14 protein-coding genes and 3 pseudogenes are annotated in these 14,080 nt (G+C 64.2%); 10 read left to right on the plus strand and 7 right to left on the minus strand.

Annotated features, from left to right (window positions below):
• Positions 1–3: 3 nt before the first annotated feature.
• The 9 genes and pseudogenes from CR105_RS18415 to CR105_RS28960 all read left to right on the plus strand — a co-directional run.
• A complete protein-coding gene (locus tag CR105_RS18415) occupies positions 4–1,173 on the plus strand; it encodes an ABC transporter substrate-binding protein (protein ID WP_099790853.1) in 1,170 nt (389 codons plus the stop codon).
• Positions 1,174–1,194: 21 nt separating this feature from the next.
• Positions 1,195–2,115 carry a branched-chain amino acid ABC transporter permease gene (locus CR105_RS18420; protein WP_099790855.1) on the plus strand — a complete coding sequence of 307 codons (921 nt, stop codon included), beginning with the start codon at positions 1,195–1,197 and terminating at the stop codon, positions 2,113–2,115.
• Positions 2,115–3,119: a branched-chain amino acid ABC transporter permease gene (locus tag CR105_RS18425; protein WP_370660695.1), complete on the plus strand. Its 1,005-nt coding sequence runs from the start codon at positions 2,115–2,117 to the stop codon at positions 3,117–3,119. Before CR105_RS18420 ends, CR105_RS18425 begins: the two co-directional genes overlap by 1 nt.
• Positions 3,116–3,862, plus strand: coding sequence for an ABC transporter ATP-binding protein (locus CR105_RS18430; protein ID WP_099790859.1), 747 nt, complete (start codon positions 3,116–3,118; stop codon positions 3,860–3,862). Before CR105_RS18425 ends, CR105_RS18430 begins: the two co-directional genes overlap by 4 nt.
• 1 nt (position 3,863) lies before the next feature.
• Complete coding sequence (locus CR105_RS18435; RefSeq protein ID WP_099790861.1) at positions 3,864–4,586, plus strand: ABC transporter ATP-binding protein; 723 nt, start codon at positions 3,864–3,866, stop codon at positions 4,584–4,586.
• A complete protein-coding gene (gene maiA / locus CR105_RS18440; RefSeq protein ID WP_099790863.1) occupies positions 4,583–5,242 on the plus strand; it encodes a maleylacetoacetate isomerase in 660 nt (219 codons plus the stop codon). Before CR105_RS18435 ends, maiA begins: the two co-directional genes overlap by 4 nt.
• A 43-nt stretch (positions 5,243–5,285) precedes the next feature.
• Positions 5,286–6,386 (plus strand): porin, encoded by a 1,101-nt coding sequence (locus tag CR105_RS18445; protein WP_099790864.1) that lies wholly within the window; start codon positions 5,286–5,288, stop codon positions 6,384–6,386.
• A 47-nt stretch (positions 6,387–6,433) separates the two neighbouring features.
• Positions 6,434–6,991 carry an antibiotic biosynthesis monooxygenase gene (locus CR105_RS18450; RefSeq protein ID WP_099790866.1) on the plus strand — a complete coding sequence of 186 codons (558 nt, stop codon included), beginning with the start codon at positions 6,434–6,436 and terminating at the stop codon, positions 6,989–6,991.
• 336 nt (positions 6,992–7,327) lie between these two features.
• Positions 7,328–8,224, plus strand: a pseudogene (locus CR105_RS28960) (GMC family oxidoreductase); the annotation flags it as partial.
• A gap of 111 nt (positions 8,225–8,335) precedes the next feature.
• On the opposite strand, the pseudogene CR105_RS29500 reads toward CR105_RS28960, so the two are convergent.
• Positions 8,336–8,542: pseudogene (locus CR105_RS29500) on the minus strand (sigma 54-interacting transcriptional regulator); the annotation flags it as partial.
• Between the two features lie 231 nt (positions 8,543–8,773).
• Between CR105_RS29500 and CR105_RS28970 the strand changes: the two are divergent.
• Positions 8,774–8,926 carry a hypothetical protein gene (locus CR105_RS28970; protein ID WP_229414002.1) on the plus strand — a complete coding sequence of 51 codons (153 nt, stop codon included), beginning with the start codon at positions 8,774–8,776 and terminating at the stop codon, positions 8,924–8,926.
• Between the two features lie 168 nt (positions 8,927–9,094).
• Here the strand turns inward: CR105_RS28970 and CR105_RS29710 are convergent.
• The 6 genes and pseudogenes from CR105_RS29710 to CR105_RS18485 all read right to left on the minus strand — a co-directional run.
• Positions 9,095–9,580, minus strand: a pseudogene (locus tag CR105_RS29710) (sigma-54-dependent Fis family transcriptional regulator); the annotation flags it as partial.
• A 69-nt stretch (positions 9,581–9,649) separates the two neighbouring features.
• Positions 9,650–10,732 carry a porin gene (locus tag CR105_RS18465; RefSeq protein ID WP_099790870.1) on the minus strand — a complete coding sequence of 361 codons (1,083 nt, stop codon included), beginning with the start codon at positions 10,730–10,732 and terminating at the stop codon, positions 9,650–9,652.
• Positions 10,733–10,771: 39 nt separating this feature from the next.
• A complete protein-coding gene (locus CR105_RS18470) occupies positions 10,772–11,557 on the minus strand; it encodes a methyl-accepting chemotaxis protein (protein WP_099790872.1) in 786 nt (261 codons plus the stop codon).
• An 8-nt stretch (positions 11,558–11,565) separates the two neighbouring features.
• A complete protein-coding gene (locus CR105_RS18475; RefSeq protein WP_099790874.1) occupies positions 11,566–12,267 on the minus strand; it encodes an ABC transporter ATP-binding protein in 702 nt (233 codons plus the stop codon).
• A complete protein-coding gene (locus tag CR105_RS18480) occupies positions 12,260–13,045 on the minus strand; it encodes an ABC transporter ATP-binding protein (protein ID WP_099790876.1) in 786 nt (261 codons plus the stop codon). Before CR105_RS18480 ends, CR105_RS18475 begins: the two co-directional genes overlap by 8 nt.
• On the minus strand, positions 13,042–14,079 hold the full coding sequence (locus CR105_RS18485; RefSeq protein ID WP_099790878.1) for a branched-chain amino acid ABC transporter permease: 1,038 nt from the start codon (positions 14,077–14,079) through the stop codon (positions 13,042–13,044). The genes CR105_RS18480 and CR105_RS18485 overlap by 4 nt, the downstream gene beginning before the upstream one ends.
• Position 14,080 lies beyond the last annotated feature (1 nt).

Here is a 14,080-nt window from a genome sequence, read left to right on the forward strand (position 1 = left end):
TTCATGCATAACAACTACAAAATCCTCTGTGCCGCGCTGCTGATCGCCGGTGTGACAACGCAAGCCAGCGCCCAGGTACGAATCGGCCTTTCCGGCCCACTGTCGGGTCCTGTCGCAGTAGTGGGCCAAGACCAGGTCGACGGCTTCATGCTCGCGCTCGAGCAGGGCGGCGGCAAGCTGGGCGGCCAAGCCGTTACGATCTTCAAGGAGGACGACCAGCTCAAGCCGGAAGTAGGCAACCAGGTCGTTCGGAAATTCATTGAAAAGGACAAGGTCCACGCGATCGTGGGCCTGGGCTTTTCGAACGTGCTGATGGCGACCCTGAAGCCGCTGGTGGACTCCGGTACGGTGGCGCTCGCCACCAATGCCGGTCCGTCGCCGCTGGCCGGTGCGGCTTGCGCGCCGAACGTGTTTTCGGTGGCATGGCAAAACGACGGCGCCGCCGAGAGCATGGGCAAGTACATGCAGGAGAAAGGCATCAAGCGCGTCTACCTGATGGCGCCGAACTACCAGGCCGGCAAGGACATGCTGATCGGCTTCAAGCGCTTCTTCAAGGGCGAGATCGTCGACGAGGTGTACACCCAAGTGGGGCAGTCCGACTATTCGGCCGAGATCTCGCAGCTGCAGGCGGCCAAACCGGATGCGGTGTTTGCCTTCTACCCGGGCGGCATGGGCGTGAACTACATCCGCCAGCTGAGCCAGGCCGGACTGCTGAAATCGATTCCTAACTATTCCGTGTTCACCGTCGACGGCACCACCATGCCGGCGCTGCGCGATGCCGCCACCGGCACCATCTCGGGCGCGATGTGGGACATCGCCATCGACAATCCGGAAAACAAGCAGTTCATCGAAGCGTTCCGCGCGAAGTACAAGCGCCTGCCAAGCGAGTATGCAGCCACCGCCTATGACGCCGCCCGCCTGCTCGATGTGGCGATTCGCCGCGCTGGTGCGAACTACGCCGACAAGAAGGCATTGGCTGCAGCAGTCAAGAGCGCCGGGCAGGAATTCAAGTCGGTGCGCGGTCCGTTCCGCTTCAATAAGAACAACATGCCGATCCAGAATTACTATGCGTTTCAGGTTGCCAGCGCAGGTCCTGCACCGGTCATCAAGCTGCTTGGCACGCCACTGGCAAATCACTCGGATGCGTATCAAGCCAAGTGCTCGATGCCGTAAAGCCAGGTTGCGGAGATCCCCATGAGTATCAGTCTCATCCTGACGCAGCTGCTGAACGGCCTGCAGTTCGGCGTTCTGTTGTTCCTGCTTGCCGCCGGCCTGACGCTGGTGTTCGGCATCATGAGTTTCGTGAACCTGGCGCACGGCTCACTTTACATGCTCGGCGCGTACTTCGCCGCCACCGCCTACCAGCACACCGACTCGTTCGCGCTGGCGGTGCTGGCCGCGGTGGCCGGCTGCGTGGTGCTGGGGGTGCTGCTCGAGCGGACCGCGATTTCGCGCCTGTACGGGCGCGATCACCTCGACCATGTGCTTGCCACGTTCGGCCTGGTGCTGTTCTTTAACGAGATGGCCCGCATCATCTGGGGGCCGCAGCCGTACTTCCTGCCGCTGCCGGCTTTCCTCGAAAGCACGGTCGACCTGTTCGGCATCACCTACCCGAGCTATCGCTTCGCCATCATCGTGGTCGGGCTGGTGGTGGCGGTAGGGGCGCATCTGCTGATGCACAAGACGCGGCTGGGCATGCTGATCCGCGCCGGCGCGTCGAACCCGGCGATGGTGTCGGCACTCGGCGTCGACATCAAGCTGCTCAACTCGGTGCTGTTCGCGCTGGGCGCGGCGCTCGCCGGGCTGGCCGGCGTCATGGCCGGACCGATCATGTCGATCCAGACCGGCATGGGTGAGCCAGTGCTGATCACCGCGCTGGTGGTGATCGTCATCGGCGGCATCGGCTCGGTCAGCGGCGCTCTGTATGCGTCGCTGATCGTCGGCATCGCCGACACCCTCGGCCGCGCCTTCCTGCCGACCCTGTTGCGTGAAGTCGCCAGCCGCGACGTCGCCAATGCGGCCGGTCCGGCGCTCGCTTCCATGCTTATTTACTTGCTGATGGCCGTCGTGCTGGCTGTGCGTCCGCAAGGCCTGTTTCCCGCCGGGAGGACATGATGTCGTCATTTGAAACACTGCGCAGGCCGGGCAACTTTGTCCCGCTGCTGCTCTTGCTGCTGCTCGCACTAGTCCCATTTATCGCTGGCGCTACCGGGCAGTCATTTTATATCGCGTTCTTCGCTCGCATTATCATCTACGCCATCGCCGCCACCGCTCTGAACCTGGCGCTCGGTTTCGGCGGCCTGGTCAGTCTCGGGCACGCGCTGTTCCTCGGACTGGGCGCCTACAGCGTGGCCATTCCTGCCTTTCACGGCATCGGCAATGGCTGGATTCACCTGGCGGTGTGCGTCGTCTCGTGCGGCCTGGTGGGCCTGTTGACCGGCGCCGTCAGCCTGCGCACGACCGGCATCGGCTTCATCATGATCACGCTGGCGTTCGCGCAAATGGGCTACTTCGTGTTCGTCAGCCTGAAGCAGTATGGCGGCGACGACGGCACCCCGGTGGCCGCGCCAAGCGAATTCTTCGGTGTCAGCCTCGGCCAGACGCTGCCGCTGTACTGGGTCGCGCTGGCGGTGCTGTGCCTGGTGATCTGGTGGGGTGCGCGGCTGCGCGCGTCGCCATTTGGCATGGTGCTGCGCGGCGCCCGCCAGAACGCGCGCCGGGTCAACGCGATCGGCTTTCGCAGCACGCGCTACCAGCTGGTCGCGTACGTGATGTCGGCGATCTTGTGCGGCATCGCCGGCATGCTGCTGGCCAACCTGACCGCGTTCGCCTCGCCGGCGACGCTGAGCTGGATCGTCTCCGGCGACCTGATCGTCATGATCGTGCTCGGTGGCCTGGGGACGGTGTTCGGACCTTTGCTCGGCGCGTTGGCCTTTATCGGCGCCGAGGAGGTCCTGAAGGGATTCACGGAAGCTTGGCCGGCCGTGTTCGGATTCGCCATCTTCCTGATCGCGCTGTTGCGTACCGCGGGCCTGGCCGGCCTGCTGGAAAAAATCGGTCATCGCCGCCGCGGCCGCCCCGATGAAGTGAAGGTCGCTGCGGTGGGAGAACACGCATGAGCATGCTGCGTACAGAATCCCTGGTCAAGCGCTTCGGCGGCATCCTGGTCAGCGACGCGATATCGATCGACATCACGCCGGGCGAACTGCACGCCATTATCGGTCCGAACGGCGCCGGCAAGACCACGCTGATCAACCAGCTGTCCGGTGAGATGGCGTCGAGTTCGGGCAGCGTGTGGTTCGACGGCGCCGACGTCACCGCGCTGCCGATTCACGAGCGGGCCCGGCGCGGCCTGCTGCGCTCGTATCAGATCACGTCGATCTTCGAGGACTTCACGGTGCGCGAAAACGCCGTGCTGTCCGCAGTCGGTGCGCGCGAGCACGGCTGGCGCTTCCTGCAGCCGATGCTGGGCCGCTCGGGGCCGGCCAGGGCGGCCGATGAGGCGCTGGTGGCCTGTGGCCTGGCGGCGCGCGCGGATGTGCCGGCCGCCGACCTGGCCTACGGCGAGCGGCGCCAGCTCGAGATGGCAATGGCGCTGGCAGCCCAGCCAAAGTTCCTGCTGCTCGACGAACCGATGGCCGGCATGAGCGTGCAGGAGTCGGCCGCCGTGGTGGCGATGCTGACGCGCCTGAAGGGCAGCTACACGATCCTGCTGATCGAACACGACATGGAAGCGGTATTCGCGCTGGCCGACCGCATCACTGTGCTGGTGTACGGCAAGGTGATGTTTACCGGTACCCCCGACGAGATCCGCAACCATCCGGAAGTGCGGGCGGTGTACCTGGGCGAAGAAGAGGACTGAGATGACCACGCTACTGGAAATGAAAAACGTGCAGGCCGCCTACGGCCACGCGCAGGCGCTGTTCGGCATGGGCTTCGACGTCAAGGCGGGCGAAGTGGTGACCCTGCTCGGCCGCAATGGCATGGGCCGCTCGACGACGATCAAGTGCCTGTTCGGCATGCTGCCGGTGAAGTCAGGCGTCATTACCTTCGGCGGCAAATCGCTGACGTCGATGTCGTCGCATGGCATCGCCCGGCTTGGCCTGGGGCTGGTGCCGGAGGGGCGCCAGGTGTTCCCGACGTTATCGGTCGAAGAGAACCTGATCGCCACCGCGCGCGCACCGCGCCACGGCCAAGCCAGCCTGCAATTGTGGGACCTGGAGCGGGTGTACCGATTTTTCCCGCGCCTGAAGGAGCGGCGCGGCAACCATGGCTGGCAGCTGTCGGGCGGCGAGCAGCAGATGCTCGCCATCGGCCGCGCGCTGATGACCAACCCGCAGCTGCTGGTGCTCGATGAGGCGACCGAAGGGCTGGCGCCGCTCATCCGCGCCGAAATATGGGCCGTGCTCGCAAAACTGAAGCAGGAAGGGCTGGCGCAGATCGTCATCGACAAGAACGTCGGGGCGCTGCTGAAGCTGGCCGACCGCCACTTCGTGATGGAGAAGGGCAGGGTGGTGTGGCAGGGAGATTCGGCCCAGCTTCGCAACGAGCCCGCCATCGTTCAACAATATATGGGGGTTTCATGAGCAATTCAAAGCTGGTACTGCACAACTATTTTCGCAGTTCGTCGGCGTATCGCGTGCGTATAGCGCTGCACCTGAAAGGCCTGCCGTTCGAGTACGCCTCGATACACCTGAACCGCAATGGCGGCGAACAGTTCAATCCGGCCAACAGCGACCGCAATCCCCAGCAGCTGGTACCGGTACTGAGCGATGGCGACATCGATATCAGCCAGTCGCTGGCGATCATGGAATACCTCGACGAGACCTATCCGGCGGTGCCGTTGCTGCCGTCTGCGCCGCGTGAGCGCGCCAAGGTGCGTCAGCTATCGTTGGCGATGGCGTGCGACATTCATCCGCTGAACAATTTGCGCGTCCTGAAGTATTTGACCGGCCCGCTTGGCGCCGACGAAGCGGCGAAGGCAGCATGGATCGATCATTGGCACGTCACCGGATTGACGGCGCTGGAGACCGAGCTGGCGCGCGACCCGCAACGCGGCCGCTTCTGCGTCGGCGATACACCGACCATGGCAGATTGCTGCCTCGTACCGCAGCTGTTTGCCGCCGGCCGCTTCGGGCTGGATCTGGCGCCGTTTCCGACCTTGCGCGCGATCGACGCGGCGTGCCAGGAGCTGCCCGAATTTCAGCTTGCCCATCCGGCGCGACAACCCGATAGCGAATAACCCGCGTAGTTTCTTTAAGTAAAACAAAACTGGAGACATAGTAATGAAAAAAGTAGTTCTCGCCGCCACCCTGGCACTCATCGGCGGCGCCACCGCAAGTTCGGCGGTGGCGCAAAGCCAGGTCACTATCTACGGCGTTGTCGACAGCGGGCTGGTCTACACGACGAATACCAATGCTGCCGGCGACTCGATGGTCAAGATGCCTGGGTTGACAGGCAGTGCTCCCTCGCGCCTGGGCTTTCGCGGAACCGAAGACCTTGGCAACGGGCTGCAGGCGATCTTCGTGCTCGAAGGCGGATTGAATCTCGACACCGGCACCATGGGACAGGGCAACCGACTGTTCGGTCGCCAGGCGAACGTTGGATTGAAGGGCGAATTCGGCACGCTGACGCTGGGACGCCAGATCAACATGACGTTCCTGTCGGCGCTCAAGTCGGACGTGATGGGGCCGAACCTGTTCAGCATGTCGAGCATCGACCTGTACATTCCGAACGCGCGCAGCGATAACGCCATCGGCTACCTTGGCAATTTTTCCGCGTTCACGGTCGGCGCAACGTATAGCCTGGGCCGCGACGCTTCCGCCGCCGGTGGCCCATCGGCAACGAACTGCGCCGGCGAGGTCGCCGGCAACTCCAAGGCGTGCCGCCAGGTGACTGCCTTGCTGGGCTACGACAACAAGGCCTGGGGCGTGACCACGTCCTACGACATCATGTATGGCAATACCGGCGCCGCCGGCGGTCTCACCACCAGTGAATCGCGCGATCGGCGCACGACGCTCAATGGCTACGCAATGGTTGGCGCCACGAAGATTGGCGCCGGCGCGATGGCGCGCAGGAAGGTCGCGGCGACCCCCGTTAACGATCTGAAGACGGATCTTTACTACATCGGCGCCAGTCACCCGCTGACGCCAGCCTTGCAGCTCGATGGCCAAGTGGCGCGGCACGACGTCGACGGCAGCGCCAACGACTCGACCTTGTCGGTCCTGCGCCTGACGTACAGTCTGTCGAAGCGTACGGCTGTGTATAGTTCACTCGGGCATATGAAGAACGGCGGGTCGGCTGCGATCGCGCTCGACGTCGGCGGAACGGTTGGCGCTGGCATGAACCAGTCGGGCCTGTCGGCCGGCTTGCGTCACTCGTTCTGAGCTGATCAGGCAGGGCGACGGCGTTTTAAAAGGAAGGGAAAGTTCACATGAGTATGTCGACCACCGATGCCCACGGCACCAGCGTCATCGTCCACGATGTTCACGTTGATCACCGTGAGCACTATGAGCGGTGGATGCTCAGGGCCATCCAGGCCCACTCGAGCTTTCCCGGATTTCTTGCCACCGATGTGATCCGCCCGGTTGGTTCCGGCTTGCGCTTCATCGTGGTCGTTCGCTTCGACAGCGAAGCTGGCGCGCAGGCGTGGCTGGCGTCGGACACGCGCGCCGGGCTGCTGGTTGACGCGATGCCATGGCTGCTTAGCGAAGACCGCTTTCATGTCCATTCCGGCTCTGATTTCTGGTTCACGCCTCCCGGTGCTGGACCGGCGCCGAGGCGCTGGAAACAATGGATGCTGTCCACCGCTGCCGTATTCCCTTTGACAGTTGTCATGCCTTGGCTGGTCCACTCGGTCGCCGATCCGTTGGCGCCCGGGTTGCACGACCTGCTGCTCAAGGGAGTGATCGCCACCTCGATCTCGGGCGTGATGGTGTATTGGCTGATGCCCGCACTGATCCGGCTGGCCGGACGCTGGCTCACCAAATAGCCGGGTTCGACTTCTAGACTTCCCGCGCCGCCAGCAAATAGCATTGCACTGTCGCACATCGCTACTACCGCGTCGCATTCTGACAGTGTCGACGAGCAGCAGCGCCCCGACACCGTTGTGCGGCGTATCGATCACCCCATGAGAATCAGTCACTTGGCCGCTTGATCCGGTCCAGTTGCGAATGGCATGCCTCTTGCATTGCAGAGAGTGCAGCAACAGCGTGCGCGATAGACGCACACCATTCAAATATTGGACGGAGACGAGATGAAAAAGGCATTCCCCGAGGGCGGCGAACTCGAACGCGGCGACCGTATCAACTTGCTTGAACAGGCCATGATGCGCGGCCAGATCGACCGGCGCAATTTCATGAAATTTGCGGCAGCGCTGGGTCTGTCGGCCACCTCGGCGTCGGCGATGGCGCAAAAGGCGTCGGCGATCGACGCCAACCAGTCCGCCCTGGCCAGTAACCTGCTGACGCAGTACGACTACATCGTGTGCGGCGCTGGCTCATCGGGCTGCGTCGTGGCCAGTCGCCTGTCCGAGAACCCGGACGTCAAGGTGCTGCTGATCGAAGCCGGCGGAAGCGACCAGGTCGCCAGCATCCAGGATCCCGGCATCTGGTTCACCAACCTCGGCACCGAGCGCGAATGGGGCGACAAATCGCTGCCGCAGCGCCACCTGAACAACCGCCAGCTCTCGCTGGCAATGGGCAAGGCGGTCGGCGGCGGCAGCAGCATCAATGTGATGGCCTACGTGCGCGGCCACAAGAACGATTTCGACCATTGGGCGGCCGAAGCGGGCGATCCCTCATGGAATTACCAGCACGTGCTGGCCATCTACAAGCGCATCGAAAACTGGCAGGGTGCGCCCGATCCCGCCTACCGCGGACAAGGCGGCAATGTGTGGGTACAGCCCGCGCACAATCCGAACCCAATCGCGCCGGCCATGATGAAAGCTGCTGCGTCTGTGGGAATTCCGTCGTTCGCCGATCACAACGGCGCCATGATGGAAGGACCCGGCGGCTGCTCGATCGCCAACACGAGCATCAAGGACGGGCGGCGGCTGAATATGGCGGCGCACTATCTGCACCCGGCCATGGATCGGCCGAACCTGACGGTGCTGACCCAGGCCGAAGTGCAGAAAGTCACGCTGGCCGGCAAGCGGGCTACCGGCGTTGAATTTCTCTGGCAAGGAAAGCTGCGCAAGATTCGCGCCGCGAAGGAAGTGGTCTTGTCCACCGGCGCCCTCAATTCGCCGAAGCTGTTGATGCTGTCGGGGATCGGCCCGCGTCTGCAATTCGAGCGGCATGTCGCCGATCTCATCGAGGAACAAGGTGCCGCCGTTCGCCTCTTCGATTCTGCCGCGTGCGCCGCCGCGACGCGCGCCGGTGTAGGCGCCGTCGGCATAGCCGAACAACTCGCCCTCGATCAGGTCTCTGGGGATCGCGCCGCAGTTAATAGCGATGAAGTTCCCCCGGCGCCTGGCGCTGTTGGCGTGCAGCGCGCGTGCAGCGACTTCCTTTCCAGTCCCCGTTTCCCCGCGCAGCAGCACCGGCAAGTCGGCGCCGAGTGCGCGCGTAGCCCTGTGTAAGGCGGCCTGACATCCTTCATCGCCAAACTCGGGCAGCTGAACTTGTTTGCCGGCCGCGTCCGCCCGGACTGCCGCAACTTCGCCACGCTTGACAACCAGCGCGCGTGCGAATATGCGCAGTCCCGATTGCAAGGTCAGAGGTGAGCCGCGATTCGATTGGCTGGCCTGGTCCAGGAAGTGAGCATAACTGCCGTGGAACAGATCTTGAAAACGGAGCTTGGCCAGGATGGCGCCGAGCTCGAGCAAATCGCGCGCACCGCGGCTGACGGCCAGTACTTCGCCGTCAGCGCCAAACGCCACGATCGCGGGCGGGGTCGAGATGACCGCATCGATATTCCAGCTTAGCGTCACCAGGCAATGTGCCGGCGTTTGCAAGAACAGCGCGGTTTCGATCGCAGCGGCACAGTTGAGGATCAGCGACACAGCGCCGAACCGCGGCGCCCCAGTGTCGCGGGTAATGTCGATGGATCCGGCCAAGGCACCGCTGGCATCGAATATAGGCGCGGCGACGCATTGAAATGTCTGGTTTTGCGAGAAAAAATGCTCAGGCCCGCAAAGGCCGATAGGACGCCCCTCGGCCATGGCGAGGGCCATGGCGTTGGTGGCCACTGCGGTCTCCGACAGATCTATGCCGGGGCGCAGTGCCTGCCGAAGCATCTTTCCGCAACTGTCGATGGGACCATGCACCGCGACGCAGGCGCCTTCGCGATCGGTGACGAGAATTCCATAACCGACGCCCTTCATCGCATCGGCCAGCCTCAGGATGGGCGATTCCGAGGCCATGATCAGTCGCCGGTTACGCTCGGCCGAAGCGGACAGCGCGCTGCGGCTGACATGGTTGAATTCGATCGCCTCGCCGGCGTCGCGGCCGCGCTGCGCGCAGCGCTGCCATGACCGCAGGACCGCTTCCTGCACCAGGCCCTGAGGCAAGGTGCCTTCATTGAAAAACAGTTCGCGTGCCCTGACCACCGCTCCAGGGCTCGACGTCATCTCGCGCATGTGCTCTCCCGTCCTGATGCTGGATAACGGCGGCGGCTGTCGAAGAAATGCCGGCCGCCGCTGTGTCGTTTAGAAGTTGTGGCGAATCCCCAGCATCACGCCGGTCTGGTTCAGGCCCAGGCCGACCGTGCCGCCGGCGTCCACCGCGAGCGCCGCGCCACCCGCATTGCGCATGTAACCGAGCGATCCATGCACGGCGGTGCGCTTGGACAGCAGGTAGCTCACGCGCGCCACCGACAACGTCGATTTTCTCGCGGTGTCGTCGACCGACAGGCGCGCTACCTGCGCATCGACCTGCCACCGCGGCGCGAACAGATAGGTGCCGCCGAAGTAGTACAGCTTGGTCCCGGTCTCGACGAGCATGCGGGTGCGGCGGTCGATCAGGCCGGCGCCGAGCTTGGCGCCGCCGACCATGGCGTAGCCGTTGAACGACAGGCGGCGGTCGCTGAAGTTGCTGCTGGTCATGCCGTTGTTGGCGCCGGGGCCGCCGTACAGCATGTCGTAGGCGCCGAGCACGCCGAAATCCTTGGAGTCGTACGACAGCAGCGCGGTGCCCTGGCGGCAGGCCCGGGAGTTGCCCGGTACTTCGCCAGCGCAGCCAGTGGCGCCAGGTCCGCCGGCGGCCGAAGTATCGCGCCCCAGGCTGTATGTCGCGCCGACCGTCACCCCGGAGAAAGTGCCCATGTAGCCGATCGCATTGTCGCTTCGTGAGTTCGGCAGGTAGCCATCGAGGCTGCTGATGCTGTAGATGTGCGGGCCCATGACGTCGGCCTTCAGGATCGAGTAGAAGGTCATGTTCGGCAAGCGGCCCAGCATCAGGGTGCCGTATGCGCCTTTCAGTCCTACCCACGCCTGGCGACCGAACAGACGGTTGCCCTGGCCGATCGTGCCGGTGTCCGGCGCGAAGCCGGTCTCGAGCGTGAACACGGCCTGCACGCCGCCACCGAGATCTTCATTGCCGCGAAAGCCGATGCGCGAAGGGAACGAACTGGTGAGGGACGGCATCTTGACGGCGGAGTCCCCCGCCGCATTGGTATTGGTGACACGCTCGATGCCGACGTCGACGATGCCGTACACCGTCACTTGCGCCATGGCGGCACTTGAAACTAAACCCGCTGCGATTGCTAACGCACTACCTAGTACTTTTTTCATGCTTCGGTCTCCTTGTTGTAATTTTTCTGACAACTATGTTCACAATCGTTTTGCGCGGCCGTTCACCTCCGCTGCACAGGGGGAACTGAGGCCCGCAATGTCGCCTGCCAGGCTTTCGCCCAGCACCAGCTGGTGATCGAGGGCCGACCCGACCTGGCCGACGATTACCACGCGCTGTTTGGCCCCGGCCACGATCTCTTCCATCGCGACCAGCGCAAGGTTGGCGCGGCGCGCGCCATCCCGCGCATTGGCCAGCGTCGCTTCCGCTTCCGCGATAGCGCTGTGGGACGACTGTTTGAGCTGGTTGGCGATGACGCCGATTTCCTTGCCCGACACACGCGAACGTTCTGCCAGGTGGCGCACTTCGGCGGCAACGACGGCAAACCCGCGTCCCGCGGCTCCGGCGCGTGCTGCTTCGATGGCAGCGTTCAGGGCGAGCAGGTTGGTCTGGTTGGCGATGCCCTGGATCGTCTCGACAATCTCGCTGATCATCGATGACTGTTTGGCCAGCGCATGGTGGATCTCGAACGACCGTTCCAGGTACTGGGCGACGATGTTGATCGCAGCGGCCGTTTGCCGCACCGCGTCGGTGCCACGCACCACGCTCTCGCCGGATGCCCTGGCGACAACCCCGGCACTGGCCATGTCGTCGATCGCCTTGCGAATCGAGGCGAGCAGCTGCCTGACATGCTCGTCACAATGCGTCAGGTCAAGCGGGGCAGCCGGGTCGGCGCCGATTGGCTCGACTTGTTGTTGCTCGACTGCTGGCTCAACGCTGGGCCGGCGGTGCAGCATTGGAAGGAATGCTTTGGCAAGCGCTTTCATGTCGTCCCCTATACGCCGAGAAGGCGCGCCAGTTCTTCGGGCGTCTCCAGCAACTGGGCCGAGCTGCCGGCGCGGGCGATTCGCCCTTTTTCCATCACCACCGCCAGGTCTGTATGCGACAGCACGGCATGGTAGTTGCGATCCACGATCAGTGTACTAATGCCGGTTTCGCCGATCAGGCGGATGACGCGCCAGATTTCCTGCACGATCAGTGGCGCCAGGCCTTCGGTCGCCTCGTCGAGGATCAGCAGGTCGGGATTGGTCATCAGCGCGCGGCCGATGGCCAGCATCTGCTGCTCGCCCCCCGACAACTGCTGGCCGCCGTGATCGAGCCGTTCGGCCAGCCTCGGGAAGGTCGCCATCACGCGCTCGAAATCCCAGTCGTTGCGTCCGGCTGGTCCGCGCCGCGCGCTCATCGCCAGGTTTTCGCGCACCGACAGGTTAGGGAAAATGCCGCGCCCCTCAGGCACGTAGCCGATGCCGCGCCGCGCCATGCGCTCGGGCGCCGCGCCGGTGCAGTCCTGGCCGCGCCACGCCAACTTGCCGGAAGTGGCGGGCACGAAGCCCATCAGCGTCCGAATCAGCGTGGTCTTGCCCATGCCGTTGCGGCCCAGCAGGCCAATCGCCTTGCCTTCGGGGATGTCGAGGTCGACGCCGTGCAGGATGTGGCTGTCGCCGTAGTAGGTGTTAAGCGATCGGATCTTAAGCATGGCTGGCTTTCTCGGCATGGCTCTCGCCCAGGTATGCGGTCTTGACGGCGGCGCTGGTGCGGATGTTGTCGGGCAGGTCGCTGGCAATGACCTGCCCATTGACCATCACGGTGATCCGGTCGGCGACGCGGAACACGGCGTCCATGTCGTGCTCCACCAGCAGGATCGCGTGCGCCTGCTTGAGGCGTTCGAGCATCGACAGCATGCGGTCGGTCTCCTCGGCGCCCATGCCGGCCAAAGGTTCGTCGAGCAGCAGCACGGCCGGACTCGTCGCCAGGCACATCGCAATCTCGAGCTGGCGCTGCTGCCCGTGACTGATGGCGCCGGCGATTTTGTGCGCCGATTCCTGCAGGCCGGCCGCTTCGAGCGCTTCCCATGCGCGATCCAGGCTTTGGCGGCACGAAGTCGCCGCCTGCCACAGGCTCCACGGGCGCTGCACCGCTGCCTGCGCCGCCAGCCGGCAGTTCTCCAGCAGCGAAAACTTCGGGAAGATGGTGGTGCGCTGGTAGGTGCGGCCGACGCCGGCGCGGGCACGGCGTGCCTGGCTCCAGCCGGTAATGTCCGCGCCGCGCAGCATGATCGCGCCGCCGGAGGCTTCAATTTCGCCCGACAGCATGTTGATCAGGGTCGACTTGCCGGCGCCGTTGGTGCCGATCACGGCGTGCACTTCGCCGGCCTGCAGCACGACCGAGACCTGGTCGACCGCGGCCAGGCCGCCAAAATGCCGGCTTAGCGATGTTGCCTGCATTAGCGGTGCCGCGTTGGTGGCGGTAGTCATGCGCGTTCTCCTTTGGCGGCTGCGGCGTTACGGCGCGCTTTCCATTGGGCGGCCATGCCGATCAACCCGTTTGGCATCACTGCGACGAAAAAGATCATTGTCAGCCCGAGTGTCAGTTGCCAGTGCCTGGCCGCCGGCCCCATGATCGCCTCGGCCGAATACAGCTCTTTGAGTAGAATAAAGGCGACAGCGCCAAGAACTGCGCCGCGCAGGCTGCCAAGTCCGCCCAGGATAATCATCAGCAGGACCGCGCCCGATTCATGCCACGACAGCATTTCGGGATTGACGGCGCCGCTGCGAGCCGCTGTGAGAAAGCCTGCCGCGCCGGCCAGCATGGCTGCGATCACGAAGGCGGCCAGCTTGTAGGCGAAAGTGTTGTAGCCGGTGGCGCGCATGCGCTGTTCGTTGGCGCGGATGCCGGCCAGCGCATGACCGAAGCGCGAGCGCTGTATTAACGCCAGCAAGCCGTAGCAGCCGGCCAGGCAGGCGACGACGAGCCAGTACATGTGCAGGGGCTTCTCGAGGTCGACCAGCACCTGTGGACCGACTTGCAGCAGCGGGCGGATGGCGAGGAAGATGCCGTCGCTGCCGCCGCCCACCTTGGTGTCGTGGAAGACGAAGTACGCCATCTGCGCGAACGCCAGTGTCACCATAATGAAATACACGCCCTTGGTGCGCAGGCTGAGAGCGCCAACTACCAGTGCGTAAGCGCCGGCGCCGAGCATCGCCAGCGGCAGCAGCACGGCGAGCGCGCCGGGATCCGATTCAGGCGACGCCAGCACGGTGATGTAGGCGCCGATGCCGTAAAAGGCGGCGTGGCCAAGGCTGATCAGGCCGGTCCAGCCAACCAGCAGTTCGAGGCTGAGGGCGAAGATGGCGTAGATCGCGATCTTCAGCACCAGTTCCTGCAGGTAGGGCGAGAGCACCAGCGGCAGGGCGGCAAGTATCAAACCGACAGCAAGCGGCCAGACGCCGTGCAGTGCGGCGCTGCGTGGCGTCGCCACGCGTGGGGAGGTCAGGGTGGAGGTGCTCATG

Source organism: Massilia eurypsychrophila, assembly GCF_002760655.1.
Lineage (GTDB): Bacteria > Pseudomonadota > Gammaproteobacteria > Burkholderiales > Burkholderiaceae_D > JAFCUW01.